The sequence below is a fragment of the Marinobacter denitrificans genome (genome assembly GCF_008795955.1).
Lineage (GTDB): Bacteria > Pseudomonadota > Gammaproteobacteria > Pseudomonadales > Oleiphilaceae > Marinobacter > Marinobacter denitrificans.
Map to the genome: position 1 here is coordinate 1126140 of NZ_VMHN01000001.1, position 14971 is coordinate 1141110.

Annotated in this window: 14 protein-coding genes; 9 read left to right on the forward strand and 5 right to left on the reverse strand. The window is 57.9% G+C overall.

Features of this window, described 5'->3' with window-relative positions:
* The first annotated feature begins 253 nt into the window (after positions 1–253).
* The 6 genes from FO268_RS05250 (at position 254) to FO268_RS05275 (ending at position 8845) form a co-directional block, all read left to right on the forward strand.
* Positions 254–1357, forward strand: a complete 1104-nt coding sequence (locus FO268_RS05250) for an efflux RND transporter periplasmic adaptor subunit (protein WP_150990448.1) — start codon at positions 254–256, stop codon at positions 1355–1357.
* Positions 1357–4440, forward strand: a complete 3084-nt coding sequence (locus tag FO268_RS05255; RefSeq protein ID WP_150990450.1) for an efflux RND transporter permease subunit — start codon at positions 1357–1359, stop codon at positions 4438–4440. The genes FO268_RS05250 and FO268_RS05255 overlap by 1 nt, the downstream gene beginning before the upstream one ends.
* A complete protein-coding gene (locus FO268_RS05260) occupies positions 4437–4760 on the forward strand; it encodes a DUF3301 domain-containing protein (protein ID WP_150990452.1) in 324 nt (107 codons plus the stop codon). Before FO268_RS05255 ends, FO268_RS05260 begins: the two co-directional genes overlap by 4 nt.
* A gap of 155 nt (positions 4761–4915) precedes the next feature.
* Positions 4916–5842, forward strand: coding sequence for an esterase/lipase family protein (locus FO268_RS05265; RefSeq protein WP_150990454.1), 927 nt, complete (start codon positions 4916–4918; stop codon positions 5840–5842).
* Between the two features lie 90 nt (positions 5843–5932).
* Entirely contained in the window at positions 5933–7033 is a 1101-nt protein-coding gene (locus FO268_RS05270) for a lipase secretion chaperone (RefSeq protein ID WP_150990456.1), read from the forward strand.
* A gap of 75 nt (positions 7034–7108) precedes the next feature.
* Positions 7109–8845, forward strand: coding sequence for a hybrid sensor histidine kinase/response regulator (locus FO268_RS05275; protein WP_150990458.1), 1737 nt, complete (start codon positions 7109–7111; stop codon positions 8843–8845).
* Positions 8846–8847: 2 nt separating this feature from the next.
* Here the strand turns inward: FO268_RS05275 and FO268_RS05280 are convergent, their stop codons facing one another.
* Complete coding sequence (locus FO268_RS05280) at positions 8848–9510, reverse strand: response regulator transcription factor (protein WP_150990461.1); 663 nt, start codon at positions 9508–9510, stop codon at positions 8848–8850.
* Between the two features lie 211 nt (positions 9511–9721).
* Here FO268_RS05280 and FO268_RS05285 point away from each other — a divergent pair, with 211 nt between their 5' ends.
* The 3 genes from FO268_RS05285 to FO268_RS05295 all read left to right on the forward strand — a co-directional run bounded on the left by FO268_RS05285 (position 9722) and on the right by FO268_RS05295 (position 12739).
* The gene (locus FO268_RS05285) at positions 9722–10462 is read left to right on the forward strand and encodes a substrate-binding periplasmic protein (RefSeq protein ID WP_191966843.1); all 741 of its coding nucleotides are present in this window, start codon (positions 9722–9724) and stop codon (positions 10460–10462) included.
* Positions 10463–10568: 106 nt separating this feature from the next.
* A complete protein-coding gene (locus FO268_RS05290; protein WP_150990465.1) occupies positions 10569–11864 on the forward strand; it encodes a pyridoxal phosphate-dependent aminotransferase in 1296 nt (431 codons plus the stop codon).
* A 50-nt stretch (positions 11865–11914) separates the two neighbouring features.
* A complete protein-coding gene (locus FO268_RS05295) occupies positions 11915–12739 on the forward strand; it encodes an inositol monophosphatase family protein (protein WP_150990467.1) in 825 nt (274 codons plus the stop codon).
* A 12-nt stretch (positions 12740–12751) separates the two neighbouring features.
* On the opposite strand, the gene slmA is transcribed toward FO268_RS05295, so the two are convergent.
* From slmA to FO268_RS05315, 4 genes are all read right to left on the reverse strand, one after another.
* Positions 12752–13360: a nucleoid occlusion factor SlmA gene (gene slmA / locus FO268_RS05300; protein WP_150990469.1), complete on the reverse strand. Its 609-nt coding sequence runs from the start codon at positions 13358–13360 to the stop codon at positions 12752–12754.
* 174 nt (positions 13361–13534) lie between these two features.
* The gene (locus tag FO268_RS05305) at positions 13535–14344 is read right to left on the reverse strand and encodes a thiazole synthase (RefSeq protein ID WP_150990471.1); all 810 of its coding nucleotides are present in this window, start codon (positions 14342–14344) and stop codon (positions 13535–13537) included.
* 51 nt (positions 14345–14395) lie between these two features.
* On the reverse strand, positions 14396–14596 hold the full coding sequence (gene thiS, locus FO268_RS05310; RefSeq protein ID WP_150990473.1) for a sulfur carrier protein ThiS: 201 nt from the start codon (positions 14594–14596) through the stop codon (positions 14396–14398).
* Positions 14597–14621: 25 nt separating this feature from the next.
* Positions 14622–14942, reverse strand: a complete 321-nt coding sequence (locus FO268_RS05315) for a DUF423 domain-containing protein (protein WP_150991696.1) — start codon at positions 14940–14942, stop codon at positions 14622–14624.
* Between the last annotated feature and the right edge of the window lie 29 nt (positions 14943–14971).

Sequence of the window (14971 nt, forward strand, 5' to 3'; positions counted from 1 at the left end):
TGGTACTTCGGTCGTAATTCTGCCATTGCCGGCCCCCTGGGATCAGCGCAGTAATTGTACGCACATTTACTGACAAATCGGTGACAATGCCCCCAACCGTTGTATAGGATGCTATTCTTTACGGTTTTCCCATGTTGTCTCATTGACCACCATCTTTCTGTTCGCCGGACATACCGGCCGCCAGAGCCGATGGCCAGAGCCTACGAAACTGACACGATCACCTGCAACAGACATACGACCCAGGATCTGAACTATGCGCACTGCCTCCCGCTTCCTGATTGTAATCGTTTTTCTCGGCGTCGTACTTGGCGGCATTTTTGGCTATAAGTTCTACCAGTTCAGCCAGATGGAAAAGCAGTTTTCCCAACCGCAACCGCCTGCACAGATTTCTGCAAGCACCGCAAAGGCTGAAAAGTGGACACCGGAGCTCAAGGCTGTTGGCAGTGTTGAGGCGATCAACGGCATTGAAGTGGCCAACGAAGTACCTGGCGTTGTTGAGACTATCAGCTTCGAGTCTGGTGATACCGTTGAAAAGGGCGATATTCTGATCCGGCTTGATGCCGCCATCGACGAGGCCGCTCTGCGTACACGCCGGGCAGAAGCCCAACTGGCTGAGCAGGAGTTCAAAAGGGTCTCTGATCTTCTGCCGAAGCGGGCCGTGTCCCAGTCCCAGTATGATGAAGCCAAGGCCAACTTCGATGCCGCCAGGGCTCGTGTCAACGAAGCCGAAGCCCAGTTGAGCAAGAAGGTCATCCGTGCGCCTTTCGACGGCAAACTCGGCCTGCGCCTGATTGACCAGGGAGAGTATATCGGTACTGGCACTCCCATTGTGGAAATCAACATGCTCCATCCGATCTACGTGGATTACACGCTTTCCGAGAAAGACCTGCCCAGGGTTGACCGTGATTATGATGTGGTTGCAACGGTCGCCGCGGTTCCTGACCGCACCTTCGAGGGCAAGGTCAGCGCCATCAACACCTCGGTTAATCCCGAAACCCGTACCGTTCGCATCCGTGCCACACTGGACAACGAGGACAACCTGCTGCGCCCCGGTATGTTTGCAACAATTGCTACCCGCCAGCCGGAAGATCGGGAGGTTGTTACCGTGCCTCGCACCGCTATTTCCTACAACACCTACGGCGACTTCGTCTTCGTTGTGGAAGAGAACGACGATGGCGACCTGATTGTAAATCGCCGCACGGTGCAGACCGGTGATACCCGTGACGGGCGCGTCGCCGTAACCGATGGACTGGAAGAGGGTGAACGGGTGGTCTCCAAAGGCCTGCTGAGATTACGCGCGGGACAGAAAGTCGAAGTCCAGGAAGAGAGCGGCAAGCCGGCGGAGGCGTCCGAGTAATGCGTTTCACCGATATATTCGTTCAGCGCCCCGTCCTTGCCACGGTGGTCAGCCTGCTCATCCTGCTGTTGGGTGCACGGGCGGCCATGGAAATGGAAATACGCCAGTATCCGGAGCTGGAAAGCACGACCGTCACCATTACCACGGCCTATCCCGGCGCGAGTTCCGACCTGGTAAAAGGGTTTATTACCACTCCCCTGCAACAGGCCATCGCGGAAGCCAGCGGCATTGATTACCTGACTTCCACCAGTTCGCAGGGCCAGTCCACCATCGAAGCCAAGATGGTGCTGAACTATGACGCCAACGCAGCACTGGCCGAAATTCAGGCCAAGGTTGCCAGCCAGCGCAACGTGCTTCCGGCGGATGCACAGGACCCGGTCATCACCTCCACCACCGGTGACTCTACGGCCCTGATGTACATTGCCTTCTACAGCGATGAGCTGAAGGTTCCACAGATCACCGACTATCTCACACGGGTAGTCCAGCCCAAGCTCCAGGCGCTTTCTGGCGTGGGCAAGGCCGACTTGCTCGGTCGCAAGTTTGCCTTGCGGGTGTGGCTTGATCCGGAGCGACTCTCAGCGGTAGACATGACGCCCCGCGAAGTTGTCGACGTGCTGCTGAGGAATAACTATCAGGCCGCCGTGGGCAATACGGAAGGCAAGTACACCAAAATCAGCATGACCAGCGACACCGATGTCGGTGATCCCGAGCAATTCAAGGATCTGGTTGTGAAGGAGTCCGACGGCTCCCTGATACGCCTGCGCGACATCGCCCGGGTCGAGCTGGGCTCGGAAACCTACGACCAGCTTGCGCTTTACAAGGGCCAGCCGGCCACCTACGTGGCCATCGAGCTTTCTCCCGGAGCCAATCCGCTTACCGTTGCCGAGAAGGTGAAAGACGAGCTGCCGGGCATTGAAAGCCAGCTGCCTTCGGGTCTCGACGTTCGCCTGGCCTATGACGCCTCCGACTTTATCGACAACTCCATCAAAGAAGTGATCAAGACCCTCCTGGAGGCAATGGTTATCGTTCTGGTGGTGGTTTTTCTCTGCCTCGGGTCCGTCCGCGCCGCTGTGGTGCCCTCTGTTGCGGTTCCCCTGTCCCTGATCGGTGGCGCATTTGTCATGCTGATGATGGGTTTCTCACTCAACCTGCTGACGTTGCTTTCCATGGTTCTTGCCATCGGCCTCGTGGTGGACGACGCCATCATCATGGTGGAGAACGTTCACCGTCACATTGAGGAAGGGGAATCCCGTTTCGATGCGGCGATCAACGGCGCACGGGAAATGGCCACGCCCATCATCGCGATGACCACCACGCTGGTAGCCGTCTACGCGCCAATCGGGTTCATGGGCGGCCTTGTCGGCTCCCTGTTCACAGAGTTTGCCTTCACCCTGGCGGGTACGGTTGTGATTTCGGGCATCGTGGCACTGACGCTGTCCCCCATGCTTTCGGGCAAGATTCTTAAACCCCACGGCAATCCGGGCCGGTTTGAACAACTGGTTGAGCGTAGTTTCAATGGGCTTGCTAACGGATACAAGCGCGCACTCAGCTCACTGATGGACACCAAATCGGTGGTTATCTTCTTCGCCATTGTGGTGCTGGGTTCCATCTATTTCATGGTCGCGATGAGTCAGAACGAGCTGGCACCTACCGAAGACCAGGGCATCCTGTTCTATCAGGGAACCGCCGCCCAGACATCGACCCTGGATTACCTGCAGGAACACGGCGACGAAGTGCAACAGCGGATGTCGACAGTGCCGGGATACAACGAAGACTTCATGATCCTCGGCATTACCGCCCCCAACGCCGTATTCGGCGGTTTCAAGATGAAGCCATGGGGCGACCGTGACATCAGCCAGTTCGAAGCCCAGCCACTGCTGGATCAAGAATTGAAGAATGTGACCGGCCTGGAAACTGCGGTATTCCCACGCCCCTCCCTGCCGGGTTCCGGCGGTGGTCTGCCGTTCCAGTTCGTCATCACCACCGGTGAGAGTTACGAGCGCCTGAACGACATTGCCGATGAGCTCCAGGGCAAGGCGATGGAAAGCGGTAACTTCATGTTCCTGCAGAAATCCATCGATTTCGATCGCCCGGTTACCCAGGTGAAGGTTGACCGGGACCGGGTAGCAGATCTGGGCCTTTCCATGCAGGACGTTGGCCAGGCCATGTCCAGCATGCTCGGCGGCGGATACATCAACCGATTCAGCATGCAGGGTCGCTCCTACCAGGTCATTCCCCAGGTGGACCAGGAATTCCGCATGGATGAGCAGGCACTGAATGATTACTACATTCGTGCCGACAGCGGCCAGCTGGTTCCGCTATCCAGCGTTATCAGCTTCGAGAAGGCGGTAGAACCCTCCCAGAGGACCCAGTTCAACCAGCTTAACTCGCTGACACTGCAAGGTGTGATAACCCCGGGGGTAACCGTTGGCGACGCCATGGCCTTTATGGAAAACGCCGCTGGGGAGAGTTTCCCCCAGGGCTTCTCTTATGATTACACCGGTGAGTCGCGGCAATTTGCCAACCAGGGCAGCGCACTGATGGTGACCTTCTTCCTGTCACTGCTGGTGATCTATCTGGTGCTGGCGGCGCAGTTCGAAAGCTGGCGTGATCCGTTCATCATCCTGGTTTCCGTTCCCATGTCTGTCGCCGGTGCCATGGCGTTCATCGTGCTCGGTTTCGCCAGCATGAACATCTATACCCAGGTAGGCCTGATCACCCTGATCGGGGTGGTGTCGAAGAACGGCATACTGATCGTGGAGTTTGCCAACCAGCTTCAGGTCGACAGAGGGCTGAACAAACGCGAGGCCGTTATCGAGGCCGCAGCCATACGTTTGCGCCCCATCATCATGACGTCACTGGCGCTGATCTTTGCCATGGTACCTCTGCTGATTGCCGTTGGCCCCGGTGCCGAAAGCCGGTTTGCCATCGGTCTGACCATCAGCACCGGCCTTGGCATCGGTACCCTGTTCACCATTTTCGTCCTGCCAGCGTTCTACATACTTCTGGGCCGTGACCATCACGGCTCGGCTGCGGCCGAATACGGAAATGGTGATAACGGAACCAGAGCTCCGGCACAGTGACGCTCGGAACGCTTTTCTGGCTCTTTGTGGCCGGCTTCGCCACCTGGTATTGGTGGCGGGCCAAGGCCATAAAGGACTTTGTGCTCCAGGCAGCCAGAAACTATTGCAAGAAGATGGATGTGATGCTGCTGGATGATGCGGTCTATCTTCGCGGCCTCTGGTTCAAGCGAGACGACAACGGCAGCCTGCGTGTGTGGCGCCGATTTCTGTTCGACTTCACCTCAACCGGCGAAGAACGCTATAACGGCCGCATCATCATGCTCGGCCAGCGCATTGTTCATATGGAGCTGGAGCCTCACCGTTTCGGGCCCGACCTGTAAACCGCTCCAGCTCCCCTCTCCCGCAAACCACGACATATTACCTCCCCCAAATGGGCGATTCTTACTCGCCCCGTAATCGCAAATAATCCGCAACGCATTGGCGACAAAGGCTGCCGGATCCGGTAGCCGATTCACAAAAACAACAGGAGTCAACCATGCGTAAACTCATCACTTTCGCAGTGATCATGAGCTGTGCCGTGCTTGCCGCACCCACACTCAGCCATGCCAGCTACACCCAGACAAAGCATCCCATTGTTCTGGTTCACGGTGTCACCGGTTTCAACACTATCGGTGGACTGATCAACTACTTCCACAACATTCCGTGGAACCTCGAGCGCAGTGGCGCGAGAGTGTATTCAGCCAGTGTTTCGTTTGTTAACAGCAGCGAACAACGAGGCCAGCAGCTTGCCAACTATATCAACGGTCTGGGCCAGTCCAAGGTCAATATCATGGCTCACAGTCAGGGCGCACCGACATCCCGTGTTACCGCCTCGCTGATCCCCCACAAAATCGCCTCTGTTACCTCCATCAACGGGGTGAACAAAGGCTCCAGGGTGGCCGATGTTGTTCGCGGCATCCTTCCACCGGGCAGCCATGTTGAAGGTGGCGCTGACGCCATTGCCAACGCACTGGGTGATCTGGTCAATGCCCTGTCGGATTCTGACAACCCCCAGGACGGGCTGGCTGCACTGGAAACGCTGACCACCCGCGGAACGACACAGCTCAATGACGCGCTGGGCTGGAAAGGGGTCAACCGCTGGTCCTGTGCCGGTACCAATGAGGATATCTGGATCAACGGTAACAAAATCAAGTTCTTTTCCTGGACCGGCACCTCAGTCTGGACCAACTGGACAGACATCACCGACCCATTCCTGGGCGTCACCGCACTGGCTTTCGGAAATGAGGCTAACGACGGCCTGGTAGGCGAGTGCGCCACGAAGATGGGCAATGTGATCGGCACCCATTACGACATGAACCACGTGGACGCCATTAATCACCTGTTTGGCGCCCGTTCCTGGAGGACCAGCCCGGTTTCCCTCTATCGCAGCCACGCCAATCGCCTGAAGAATCGCGGTCTATAATCGCCAGCGTTTCTCCTTGAGCTGACACCTCACCGGACCGGCGCTGCCGGCTCCGGTGATTCCTGTATTAGCCACGGCTGGATATCTGACATGCCCAGTAACAGAGCCCTGAAAAAAATAGCCTTTCTCTCCCTCATCGCAGTCATACCGGTATTTGTATTCAGCATCTGGTCACTGACTGGGAAGCCAGAGGACAAAGCAGAAAACACCCACACTCTGGCCTCCGAGACCGCGGCCACCCCGGCACCGGAAACGACCGGAGCTGCCGGTAAAACTGACATTGCAGAACAAAAAGCGACGCCCGACACCTACAGCACCCCGGCGAGTCTCGGCGACCAGCCATTCGCCAGCTCGCTTGCCGGTACGCACATCGACGGCAGCCTGAAGGCCGACAGCAATGGCAACCTGATTGTTAATCTTGAAACCAGGGACTTTTTCGATTATTTCCTCAATACCGTGGGCGAGGTTTCCCCTGAGAAATCCCTGGCGGAAATCGAGAGGCTGGCCCGGGAAAGTCTCCCTCCACAGGCAGCCGAGCAGGCCCTCGCCCTGCTTGATCAGTACCTGAGCTACAAGGAAAGCGCACTGACCCTCGGCAGCCAGAATCTCGACCCCGGCCGGCAACATGACCCCCGGTATCAGCTGGAGATGCTGAAAAGCGCACTGACCGACCTGAAGCAGCTGAGGCGGAACTCCTTCGACCCCAACACTCATGATGCCTTTTTCGGGCTGGAAGAAGCCTACGGTGAGTACACCCTGGCCAGCCTGGATATCCAGCAAAGAACCGATCTTTCCCCGGAAGCCAAAGCCACGCTGCAGGAATGGCATCGCCAGCAACTCCCTGACGTTATTCGCCGTACAGAAACCCGCATGATGGCTGATGGCGAACGGTACCAGCAGCGCCAGAAGGCTCTGGCCGATGCCAGTTCCCCGCAAGACGCCGGCGAACAGCTCAGGGACATGGGGGTAGACCCGGCGCAAACCGCGGAGGTGGTGGCCTACCTGGAAGAGAGGGAGCAGTTTGAACAGCGCTTCGAGCAGTATCGTCGGGAGCTTGCCAGCCTGGACCAGTCCGGCGTTACCCGGGAGGACCGGGCCGCCATGGAAACCCGCCTGTTGCAACAGCACTTCGAGGACGAACAGTCCCGGACCTGGGCGAAGCTACGGGCGCTGGAAACGCAATCACCGTAATGTGCACTACTGCCATTCACAACGACCCGGCGGCGTTAAACTGAGAAAAATAATAACCCCGCCGGACATCCATCCATGAATATTGATCAGTTGCGAGAGCAACGATACCCCGGGTTCCGGAGGTTGCGATTCGAACCCGAACTGGAGCGCTGCTATCGGAAAATCCGCAACGAAGGCATACGAGAACGGGCCCGCCCCGTTTCTGCGGCGGCCCTCCTGTTATTCCTGGTTTACGCCCTTCTCGACGCTATGATGTTGCCACCATCCATCGCCGGGGAAACCATGGCCGTGAGGCTGTTGATAACCTGCCCCGTCATTGCCGGCGTGTGGTGGCTCTCGTGGCGGAATCTCACACCCGGCACCTTTGTCACCCTCTATGGCATTGCCTACCTGATTGGCGGCCTGAGCGTGGTCGCCATCATTGGTATCGCACGGCTCGCTCACCACCCCTTGCCCTACGAGGGCATCCTGCTGATGCTGATGTTCGGCTATTTCGTGATGGGAATACCGTTCTGCACCGTATCGCTCCTTTCCATGCTGGTGATTGCAGCCTATCTGGCGGTTGAGGTGGCTACTGGCATGACTGTCCGCCAGTTGCTCATCAACGGGTTCTTCATTATCACGGCCAATATCATCGGGATGGTGGGCTCCTGGCTCAGCGAACAACGGCAACGCGCCCACTTTCTCGATCGCCAGTTACTGGAAGCCTCCAGACACCAGGCCGAACTGGAGAGCCAGCGCAAAACCCACCTGATCACCGTTGCCAGCCATGACCTCCGCCAGCCACTGAACATCATCAGCCTGGTACTGGAGAATCTTACCGCCAACGGCCTGCCAGAACAGCAGGCCAGACTGGTGTCGCGCCTCAAACACTCAGTCAACCACTTCAATAACCTGCTGGCTTCGGTACTTGATATATCGCGACTTCAGGAGGGCATGATCAAGCCTGAGCCCAAAGAATTGTCCCCCCTGGAGGTCATGCGGCAGATCGCGGCAACCTGCACGGAACAGGCTCAGCGCCAGGGCATCGCACTCGATATTGAAACACCGAAACAGCCTGCGGGTGTGATGGCCGATCCGGAACTATTGCACCGTGTGCTGCAGAATCTGGTGGTCAATGCGCTGGATCACAGCAATTCCAACAGGATCTCTCTCTGCTCAATCCACAGGGGCAGGCGCTTGATCTTTGAAGTAAAAGACAACGGCAAGGGTATGGATCAGGCAACGCTTGGCCAGATCTTTGCGCCCTTTTACCGCAACAGCAAGCGCCACGATCCCGGGCTTGGCCTGGGGCTGGCCATTGTTCAGGAGCTCACCGGACTGATGGAGGGGACCTGTGAAGTGACATCACAACCGGGACGTGGTGCCTGCTTCCGGATCAGCCTGCCCGCCACCCGGGCACCGGCAACAAGCACGACGCCGCACACCGGAAACAGTGGCCACAGCCTGCAGGAGCATTGCCTGGTTGTGGTTGAAGATCACCACGAGGCAAGGCATTGGGTGTGCCAGACACTTGAGGCATGGGGCTACCGGGCCCAGGGGTTCGCTACAGCGGAACAGGCTGTCACGCAGTGGCCGGCGCATCCCGACACCCTTCTTATCAGCGATGTCCATCTGCCAGGCATGTCCGGCCACAGCCTGTTCAATACATTGCAGCAACAACACTCAGTTGCCGGAGGCATACTGATGACCGCCAACACTGCCCACCCTCAGGGGTACGATGCTGCCCTGCGGCTATGGGTGTTGCACAAGCCCCTGATACCAATGCGTCTGCGAGCAGCTATTGTGCAGCTGACCCGCACCGAAAGCTGACTTCAAATCAGCCCAAGTGCCCGTGCCTGGGCAACGCACTCTGTTCTGTTATGGGCATCCAGGTGGGCAAAGATGGCCTTGAGGTGGGTTTTCACCGTGTGTTCTGTCAGGTTCAGCACCTGACAGATTCGCTTGTTAGGCAACCCTTCCGCCAGCAAAACCAGCACTTCCAGCTGCCGTGGCGTCAGCGTCTCCGCACTGTGTGCGGGCATTTGCAGGGATGGGTAAAAAAGCTGACCCGTGCTGACCCGGCGTATCATCCGGACCAGGGAGTGGCGATCGGCCGATTTGGGAAGGAATCCCACCGCCCCTGCCGATTTCGCAGCCCGTACCGAGGTCTCATCTTCGCGACTGGAAATCACCACGACCGGTACAGGAAGCCCGATACCCTCCAGCTCGGCAAAAAGTGACAGGCCAGCCTCTCCCTGAAGAGTCAGGTCCAGCAGTACAAGTGAGGTTTCCGGATGCCGGCGCAGATCCTCGACGGCGTCAGCAACCGAGGCGACGCAAATCGCATCATTCACCAGTTTCTCCTGTTCGAGAATGGCGGTAAGCCCGAACAGAAAGAAGGGGTGATCGTCCACAATAAGAACCCGGGGCAGTAGCGGGTCGCCCCCGGCGAAAGATGTTCCGCAAGCGGCTTTTTCAGCCATTCGGGTATTCATTGATATCTCCGCACCATTACTGTTTTTGTTACTGCGGCCACGGTCACTATACGAAGAAATCCGGCAACCAACCGTTTGCTGCTTAACAGTTTGTGACAGTATTATGTGGGTCTGCGATGATCGGATCGTTTTTTCGGCTCGTGCAGGGAGAGCAACTGGCCGTTATACTGTCTTGCTCGAACACCTTGCACTGTTGCGGATTCAAACGCTGATGTCTTTTCGTTTACCTGTATTGCTATTATCAGTGTTGCTGCCGGCGCTCACCCTTGCGGACCCCCATGTACTGAGAGTGGTCACCTCCGACTACCCGCCCTATGAATACCTGGAGGAGGGTCAAGTCAGAGGCACCCACACCGATATCGTCCGCCAGGTGTTTTCCTCCATGGGGTATTTTCCTGACATCCGTTTACTGCCGTGGGCGCGGGCAGAAGCGAGTACCCGGGCAGGCACCTCCGACATGATCTATTCGCTGACCGCCTCCCGGGACAGGGAGCGCCATTATTACTTCACGGACCCCCTGAGTGAGGCCCGCGATGTTTTTTTTAAGCTGGAAGGTCGTGATCTTCAGTGGCAGGAACTGGATGACCTGGCCGGGTTGCGAATCGGGCTTTCAGCCGCCTACAGCTATGCACCGGAGTTCATGAAGTGGCTGGCCGCGGGTAATGCGAGGGTGGTCCAGATCAGCCAGGAGTCTCCTGAACTGACCGGGCTCCGAATGATTGCCCGGGGGCGTATCGACCTCTTTATCTGCGAAGAATCGGTTTGCAGCTATCTTCTCGAAAAACACCTTCCCGAGCACCCGGAGCTGTCCAAGGTTACTGCCATACCCACCACGGTGGGAACCAGGCGCGGCTTCAGGGCCGCCTTTTCTCGCCAGCATCCTCGTGGTGAAGCGTTACGGGATGAATTCAATCAGGCGCTGAACGATCTCCGGTCCAGTGATTCGTACTGAGACTACCCCACCCCTGCGGCAATCACCTACCAGAGAAAGCGCACAGATTCGTAAAGGTTTCCTATACTGCGGTTGATGCCATCCAATCACACAACAGAACGGAACCATGGATATCCAGACAGACCACCGCTACGCCATCAACCTTAATGTGCGGGGCATACAGCCCTCAGCCACCCTGCGTATCAACGAGCTCAGCAACCAGCTCCGAGCCGAGGGCCGGGATATCGTCAAACTGGGGCTCGGCCAGTCGCCGTTTCCGGTACCGGAGCGGGTCGTCGAGGCTCTGCGTGAACACGCCCACGAGAAAGACTACCTGCCGGTAAAGGGACTGAAGGCCCTGCGGGAAGCGATCGCCGGTTACATCAACCGCAGTGAGCGCATGCGTTGCATCTGGGAGGATGTGCTGATCGGGCCGGGCTCCAAGGAGCTTCTGTTCATGCTGCAACTGGCCTATTACGGTGACCTGCTGATTCCGCGACCGAGCTGGGTTTCCTACGCCCCCCAGGCCCGGATCATCGGCCGTTCGGTTCACTGGCTGCCGACCCATGCAGAGAACAACTGGCAGCTGACGGCGGAAGAACTCGATATCATCTGCCGCGACGACCCTTCCCGCCCGCGCATCTTGATTCTGAACTACCCGTCCAACCCGACAGGTTGCACCTATACCGATGATCAACTGCTGGCCATCGCCAATGTGGCGCGAAAGTACAAACTGATCCTGCTGTCGGACGAGATCTACGGCGAGGTGCACTTTGAGGGCAAACACAAGTCAATTGCCCGCTACTATCCCGAGGGCACTATCATCAGTACCGGCTTGAGCAAATGGGCGGGGGCGGGTGGCTGGCGCCTGGGCACCTTTATCTTCCCGCCAGAATTACGGCCGCTGCAGGACGCCATGGCCATCATCGCCAGCGAAACCTATACCGCTACCAGCGCACCCATCCAGCACGCAGCTATTGCCGCGTTCACCGGTGGCGATGATCTGGAAGAGTACCTGAAGCAGTCACGCCGGGTATTGAAGGTAGTGGGTGAATACCTGCATCGCCGGCTGATCTCCATGGGAGCTGTGGTACAGAAACCCGAGGGAGCCTTCTACCTGTTTCCGGATTTCTCCGGTTTCCGCGATGCCCTGGCACGACGTGATATCAAGACCAGCCAGGCACTCTGTCAGTCTTTACTGGAAGATACCGGGGTCGCCATTCTGCCGGCGAGCGATTTTGGCTTTGCTCCGGACCACCTCGCTGCCCGCCTGGCGTTTGTGGACTTTGACGGGGCCGAGGCTCTGAAACTGGCTGGCGAGGATTACGCCGACCAGGAACTGGAGGACGACTTCGTCAACCAGGCTTGCCCGCGACTGGTGAAAGCGATGGACAGAATGGAGCAGTGGCTGACCGGACTGTAACCGGATCGTGTTAGACTGGCGCCTTCATTTGTTGATCGGAGGGCGCCATCTTGTCTGACCCCGAAACCATTGACACCATTGCTGATTTTGCCGAAGAACTGGCCCTGAGAGCAGGCAGACTGGTCAAACGCGAGCGTGACGAAAACACCCTGCGCACGGATTACAAACAGCAGACGGAACTGGTCACCCACGCTGACGTGATGGCGGACGAGATGATCACCGGTGCGATTCGCGAACGCTTCCCCGAGCACCGCATTCTTTCCGAAGAAACCATGCCCGACCTTACCCAGGCGGAAGAGCTGGACACTCCGTTGTGGATAATCGACCCCATCGACGGCACCGTAAACTACGCTTATGGTCACCCCCAGGTCGCGATTTCTATCGCTTATGCCGAAAAAGGACGGGTTCAGGTGGGCGTTGTGCATGCACCGTTTGCCGGCGAAACCTTCCGCGCCGTTCGTGGCAGTGGCGCCACGTTGAACGGCAGCCCGATTCAACACAGCGCAGCCGCCGTGCCCAGGGATTCCCTGTTCGCCACGGGTTTCCCCTACACCAAGGACAGTCTGGAACCCCTGCTACGCCGGCTGGACGCCATGATTCACCGGTGCCGGGATCTGCGTCGCATCGGCTCCGCCGCACTGGATATCTGCTGGGTGGCCTGTGGTCGGCTGGACATCTACTACGAAAACGTCAGCCCCTGGGATTTTGCCGCTGCACGGCTGATTGCTCTGGAAGCAGGTGCCACGGCGGGGCATTTCAGTGAAGTGCCGGATGGTTACCCGGCTGACCTGTGGGGCAGGGATATTCTGATATCCGCGCCAGCCGTCTGGGAGCCGGTGCGGGAGATTCTGCGCAAGGCATCAGGGTACGATTGATGGACCTACGCGTTACCGCGGGTCAGGGGTTGTGCCACCCCAGACCGCCTCAGACACCAGCCCCCAGGCCTCCTCAAAGTCACTGGAAGGCAAACGGGAAAACGAAGACCGGATAAACCGCTGCACCCTGCCCTCAACAAACACCAGAACAAAATCCGCGCCCCGGGCAGAACTGGTTCTCGGCCGCAGCCCCTGGCGAATCTCACCTTCCTTCAGTGCCTGCCGCACCTGGGTTTCCAGCCGCTCGAAAAACTGCGAGGCGCGCTTGCGCAGGACGTCATTTTCACCCATCAGCGCATCGCCGGTCAGAACCGTGCACAATCCGGGATTACGCTCGGCAAACACCAGGACCAGGTGCACCAGTTGCTGAAGGCGAACCCGAACGTCTTCCTGTTCCTGAAGGATCACCTGGCAACGGGAAAACACAGCTTCTTCAGCAAACTCGATAAGAGCCTCGAACATTTTCCGTTTACTGGGGAAATGGCGGTACAACGCCGCCTCGGTCACCCCCACGGATTTGGCTAAGCCAGCGGTAGTAATGCGAGCCCCGGGATCTTTTTCCAGAAGTTCAACTAGGGCATGGAGAATCGCTTCGCGACGACTTGTTTTTTGTTCTGTCATAACAGGACTACAACGCTCTGTTTATCTGCAGAATTTGGGTACAGGCGAGCGCGTCCATTCGGGACCGTAAAAAACAGGGATGTTTTTTACGAGCCTACAGGGACGTATTCACGGCGTGTCCCGAATGGACGCGCTCGCCTGTACTGGCACCATCAGTTGAAATTCTGGACCAAATCAGAAGAAAGTACCATCAATGGGAGACGACGCACTGGCATAGAGCTTCTTCGGCATCCGGCCTGCCAGGTAGGCGTCACGTCCGGACTCTATTGCCAGGCGCATGGCTTTGGCCATGCGAATCGGATCCTGCGCCAGGGCGATGGCCGTATTCATCAGTACGCCGTCACAACCCAGTTCCATGGCCAGCGTCGCATCAGAGGCAGTACCCACACCGGCATCCACCAGCACCGGTACATTGGCGTTTTCAGCGATCAGGCGGATGTTGTAACGGTTCTGGATACCCAGTCCGGAGCCGATGGGTGCGCCCAGGGGCATGATGGCGATGCAGCCCATTTCTTCCAGGCGTTTGGCCAGCAAGGGGTCGTCAGAGCAGTACACCATCACCTTGAAACCGTCCCGGATCAGCTCTTCGGCCGCCACCAGCGTTTCGGTCATGTTGGGGTACAACGTTTTCTCTTCACCCAGCACTTCCAGTTTGACCAGGTCATGGCCGTCCAGCAGCTCCCGCGCCAGCTTGCAGGTTCGCACGGCATCCCTGGCGGTGTAACAGCCGGCAGTGTTCGGCAGCATGGTGTACCGGTCGGGCGAGACGACATCCAGCAAATTCGGCTCATCCGGGTTTTGGCCGAGGTTGGTGCGGCGTACGGCAAAGGTGACGATCTCGGCGCCGCTGGCTTCAATAGCGTGGCCAGTCTCCATCATGTCGCGGTACTTGCCAGTGCCCACCAGCAGGCGGGACTGATAGACCTGCCCGGCAATTTCCAGTGGCTTGTCTTCGGGAAGGGGTCTTTCGGAACTCTCACTCATGCTGAACACCTGAACCTGTCATTGAAATCGGGAATAAAAAAATAACCAGCCTCAACCGCCGCCAATGGCGTGGACCACCTCTACCCTGTCGCCGTTGCTGAGAGTGAATTCGGTGTGCTGGCTGCGTGGAACAATGTCCTCGTTCACTTCCACCGCCAGGCGCTTACCCGCCAGGGCCAACCGATCAATCAATACCGCCACCGTAGCTTCATCCGGAAGCTCCATGGCGTCACCATTTACCTGAACCTGCATAACCGTACCTGCATAACGTCTGTCTTTAACGTCTGAATCCCGAGATGGCCACCAGTATCCAGCCCACCATAAAGCTGATACCGCCAACCGGTGTCACCGGCCCGACCCAGCGAATGTCCGTGAGCACCAGAAGGTACAGGCTGCCGCTGAACAGCAGGATACCGGCAACAAAGAAACCCGCGGCAATACCCAACAGGTGCCGTGACAAGCCCACCATTGGAAGCATCGACACCAGGATCAGTGCCAGTGAGTGGTATACCTGATATGTGACGGCAGTCTGAAAAACTTCAAGGCCGCGATCACCGAGGACACCCCGCAGACCATGGGCACCGAAAGCACCGGCCATAACCGCCACCAGAGCAAACAGGGCGCCGC

Bases quoted from the DNA above. Each gene is read 5' to 3' on its own strand.
- FO268_RS05250 (WP_150990448.1), top strand. From the start codon at position 254: ATGCGCACTGCCTCCCGCTTCCTGATTGTAATCGTTTTTCTCGGCGTC.
- FO268_RS05255 (WP_150990450.1), top strand. From the start codon at position 1,357: ATGCGTTTCACCGATATATTCGTTCAGCGCCCCGTCCTTGCCACGGTG.
- FO268_RS05265 (WP_150990454.1), top strand. From the start codon at position 4,916: ATGCGTAAACTCATCACTTTCGCAGTGATCATGAGCTGTGCCGTGCTT.
- FO268_RS05270 (WP_150990456.1), top strand. From the start codon at position 5,933: ATGCCCAGTAACAGAGCCCTGAAAAAAATAGCCTTTCTCTCCCTCATC.
- FO268_RS05275 (WP_150990458.1), top strand. From the start codon at position 7,109: ATGAATATTGATCAGTTGCGAGAGCAACGATACCCCGGGTTCCGGAGG.
- FO268_RS05280 (WP_150990461.1), bottom strand. From the start codon at position 9,510: ATGAATACCCGAATGGCTGAAAAAGCCGCTTGCGGAACATCTTTCGCC.
- FO268_RS05285 (WP_191966843.1), top strand. From the start codon at position 9,722: ATGTCTTTTCGTTTACCTGTATTGCTATTATCAGTGTTGCTGCCGGCG.
- FO268_RS05290 (WP_150990465.1), top strand. From the start codon at position 10,569: ATGGATATCCAGACAGACCACCGCTACGCCATCAACCTTAATGTGCGG.
- slmA (WP_150990469.1), bottom strand. From the start codon at position 13,360: ATGACAGAACAAAAAACAAGTCGTCGCGAAGCGATTCTCCATGCCCTA.
- FO268_RS05305 (WP_150990471.1), bottom strand. From the start codon at position 14,344: ATGAGTGAGAGTTCCGAAAGACCCCTTCCCGAAGACAAGCCACTGGAA.
- thiS (WP_150990473.1), bottom strand. From the start codon at position 14,596: ATGCAGGTTCAGGTAAATGGTGACGCCATGGAGCTTCCGGATGAAGCT.
- FO268_RS05315 (WP_150991696.1), bottom strand. From the start codon at position 14,942: ATGGCCGGTGCTTTCGGTGCCCATGGTCTGCGGGGTGTCCTCGGTGAT.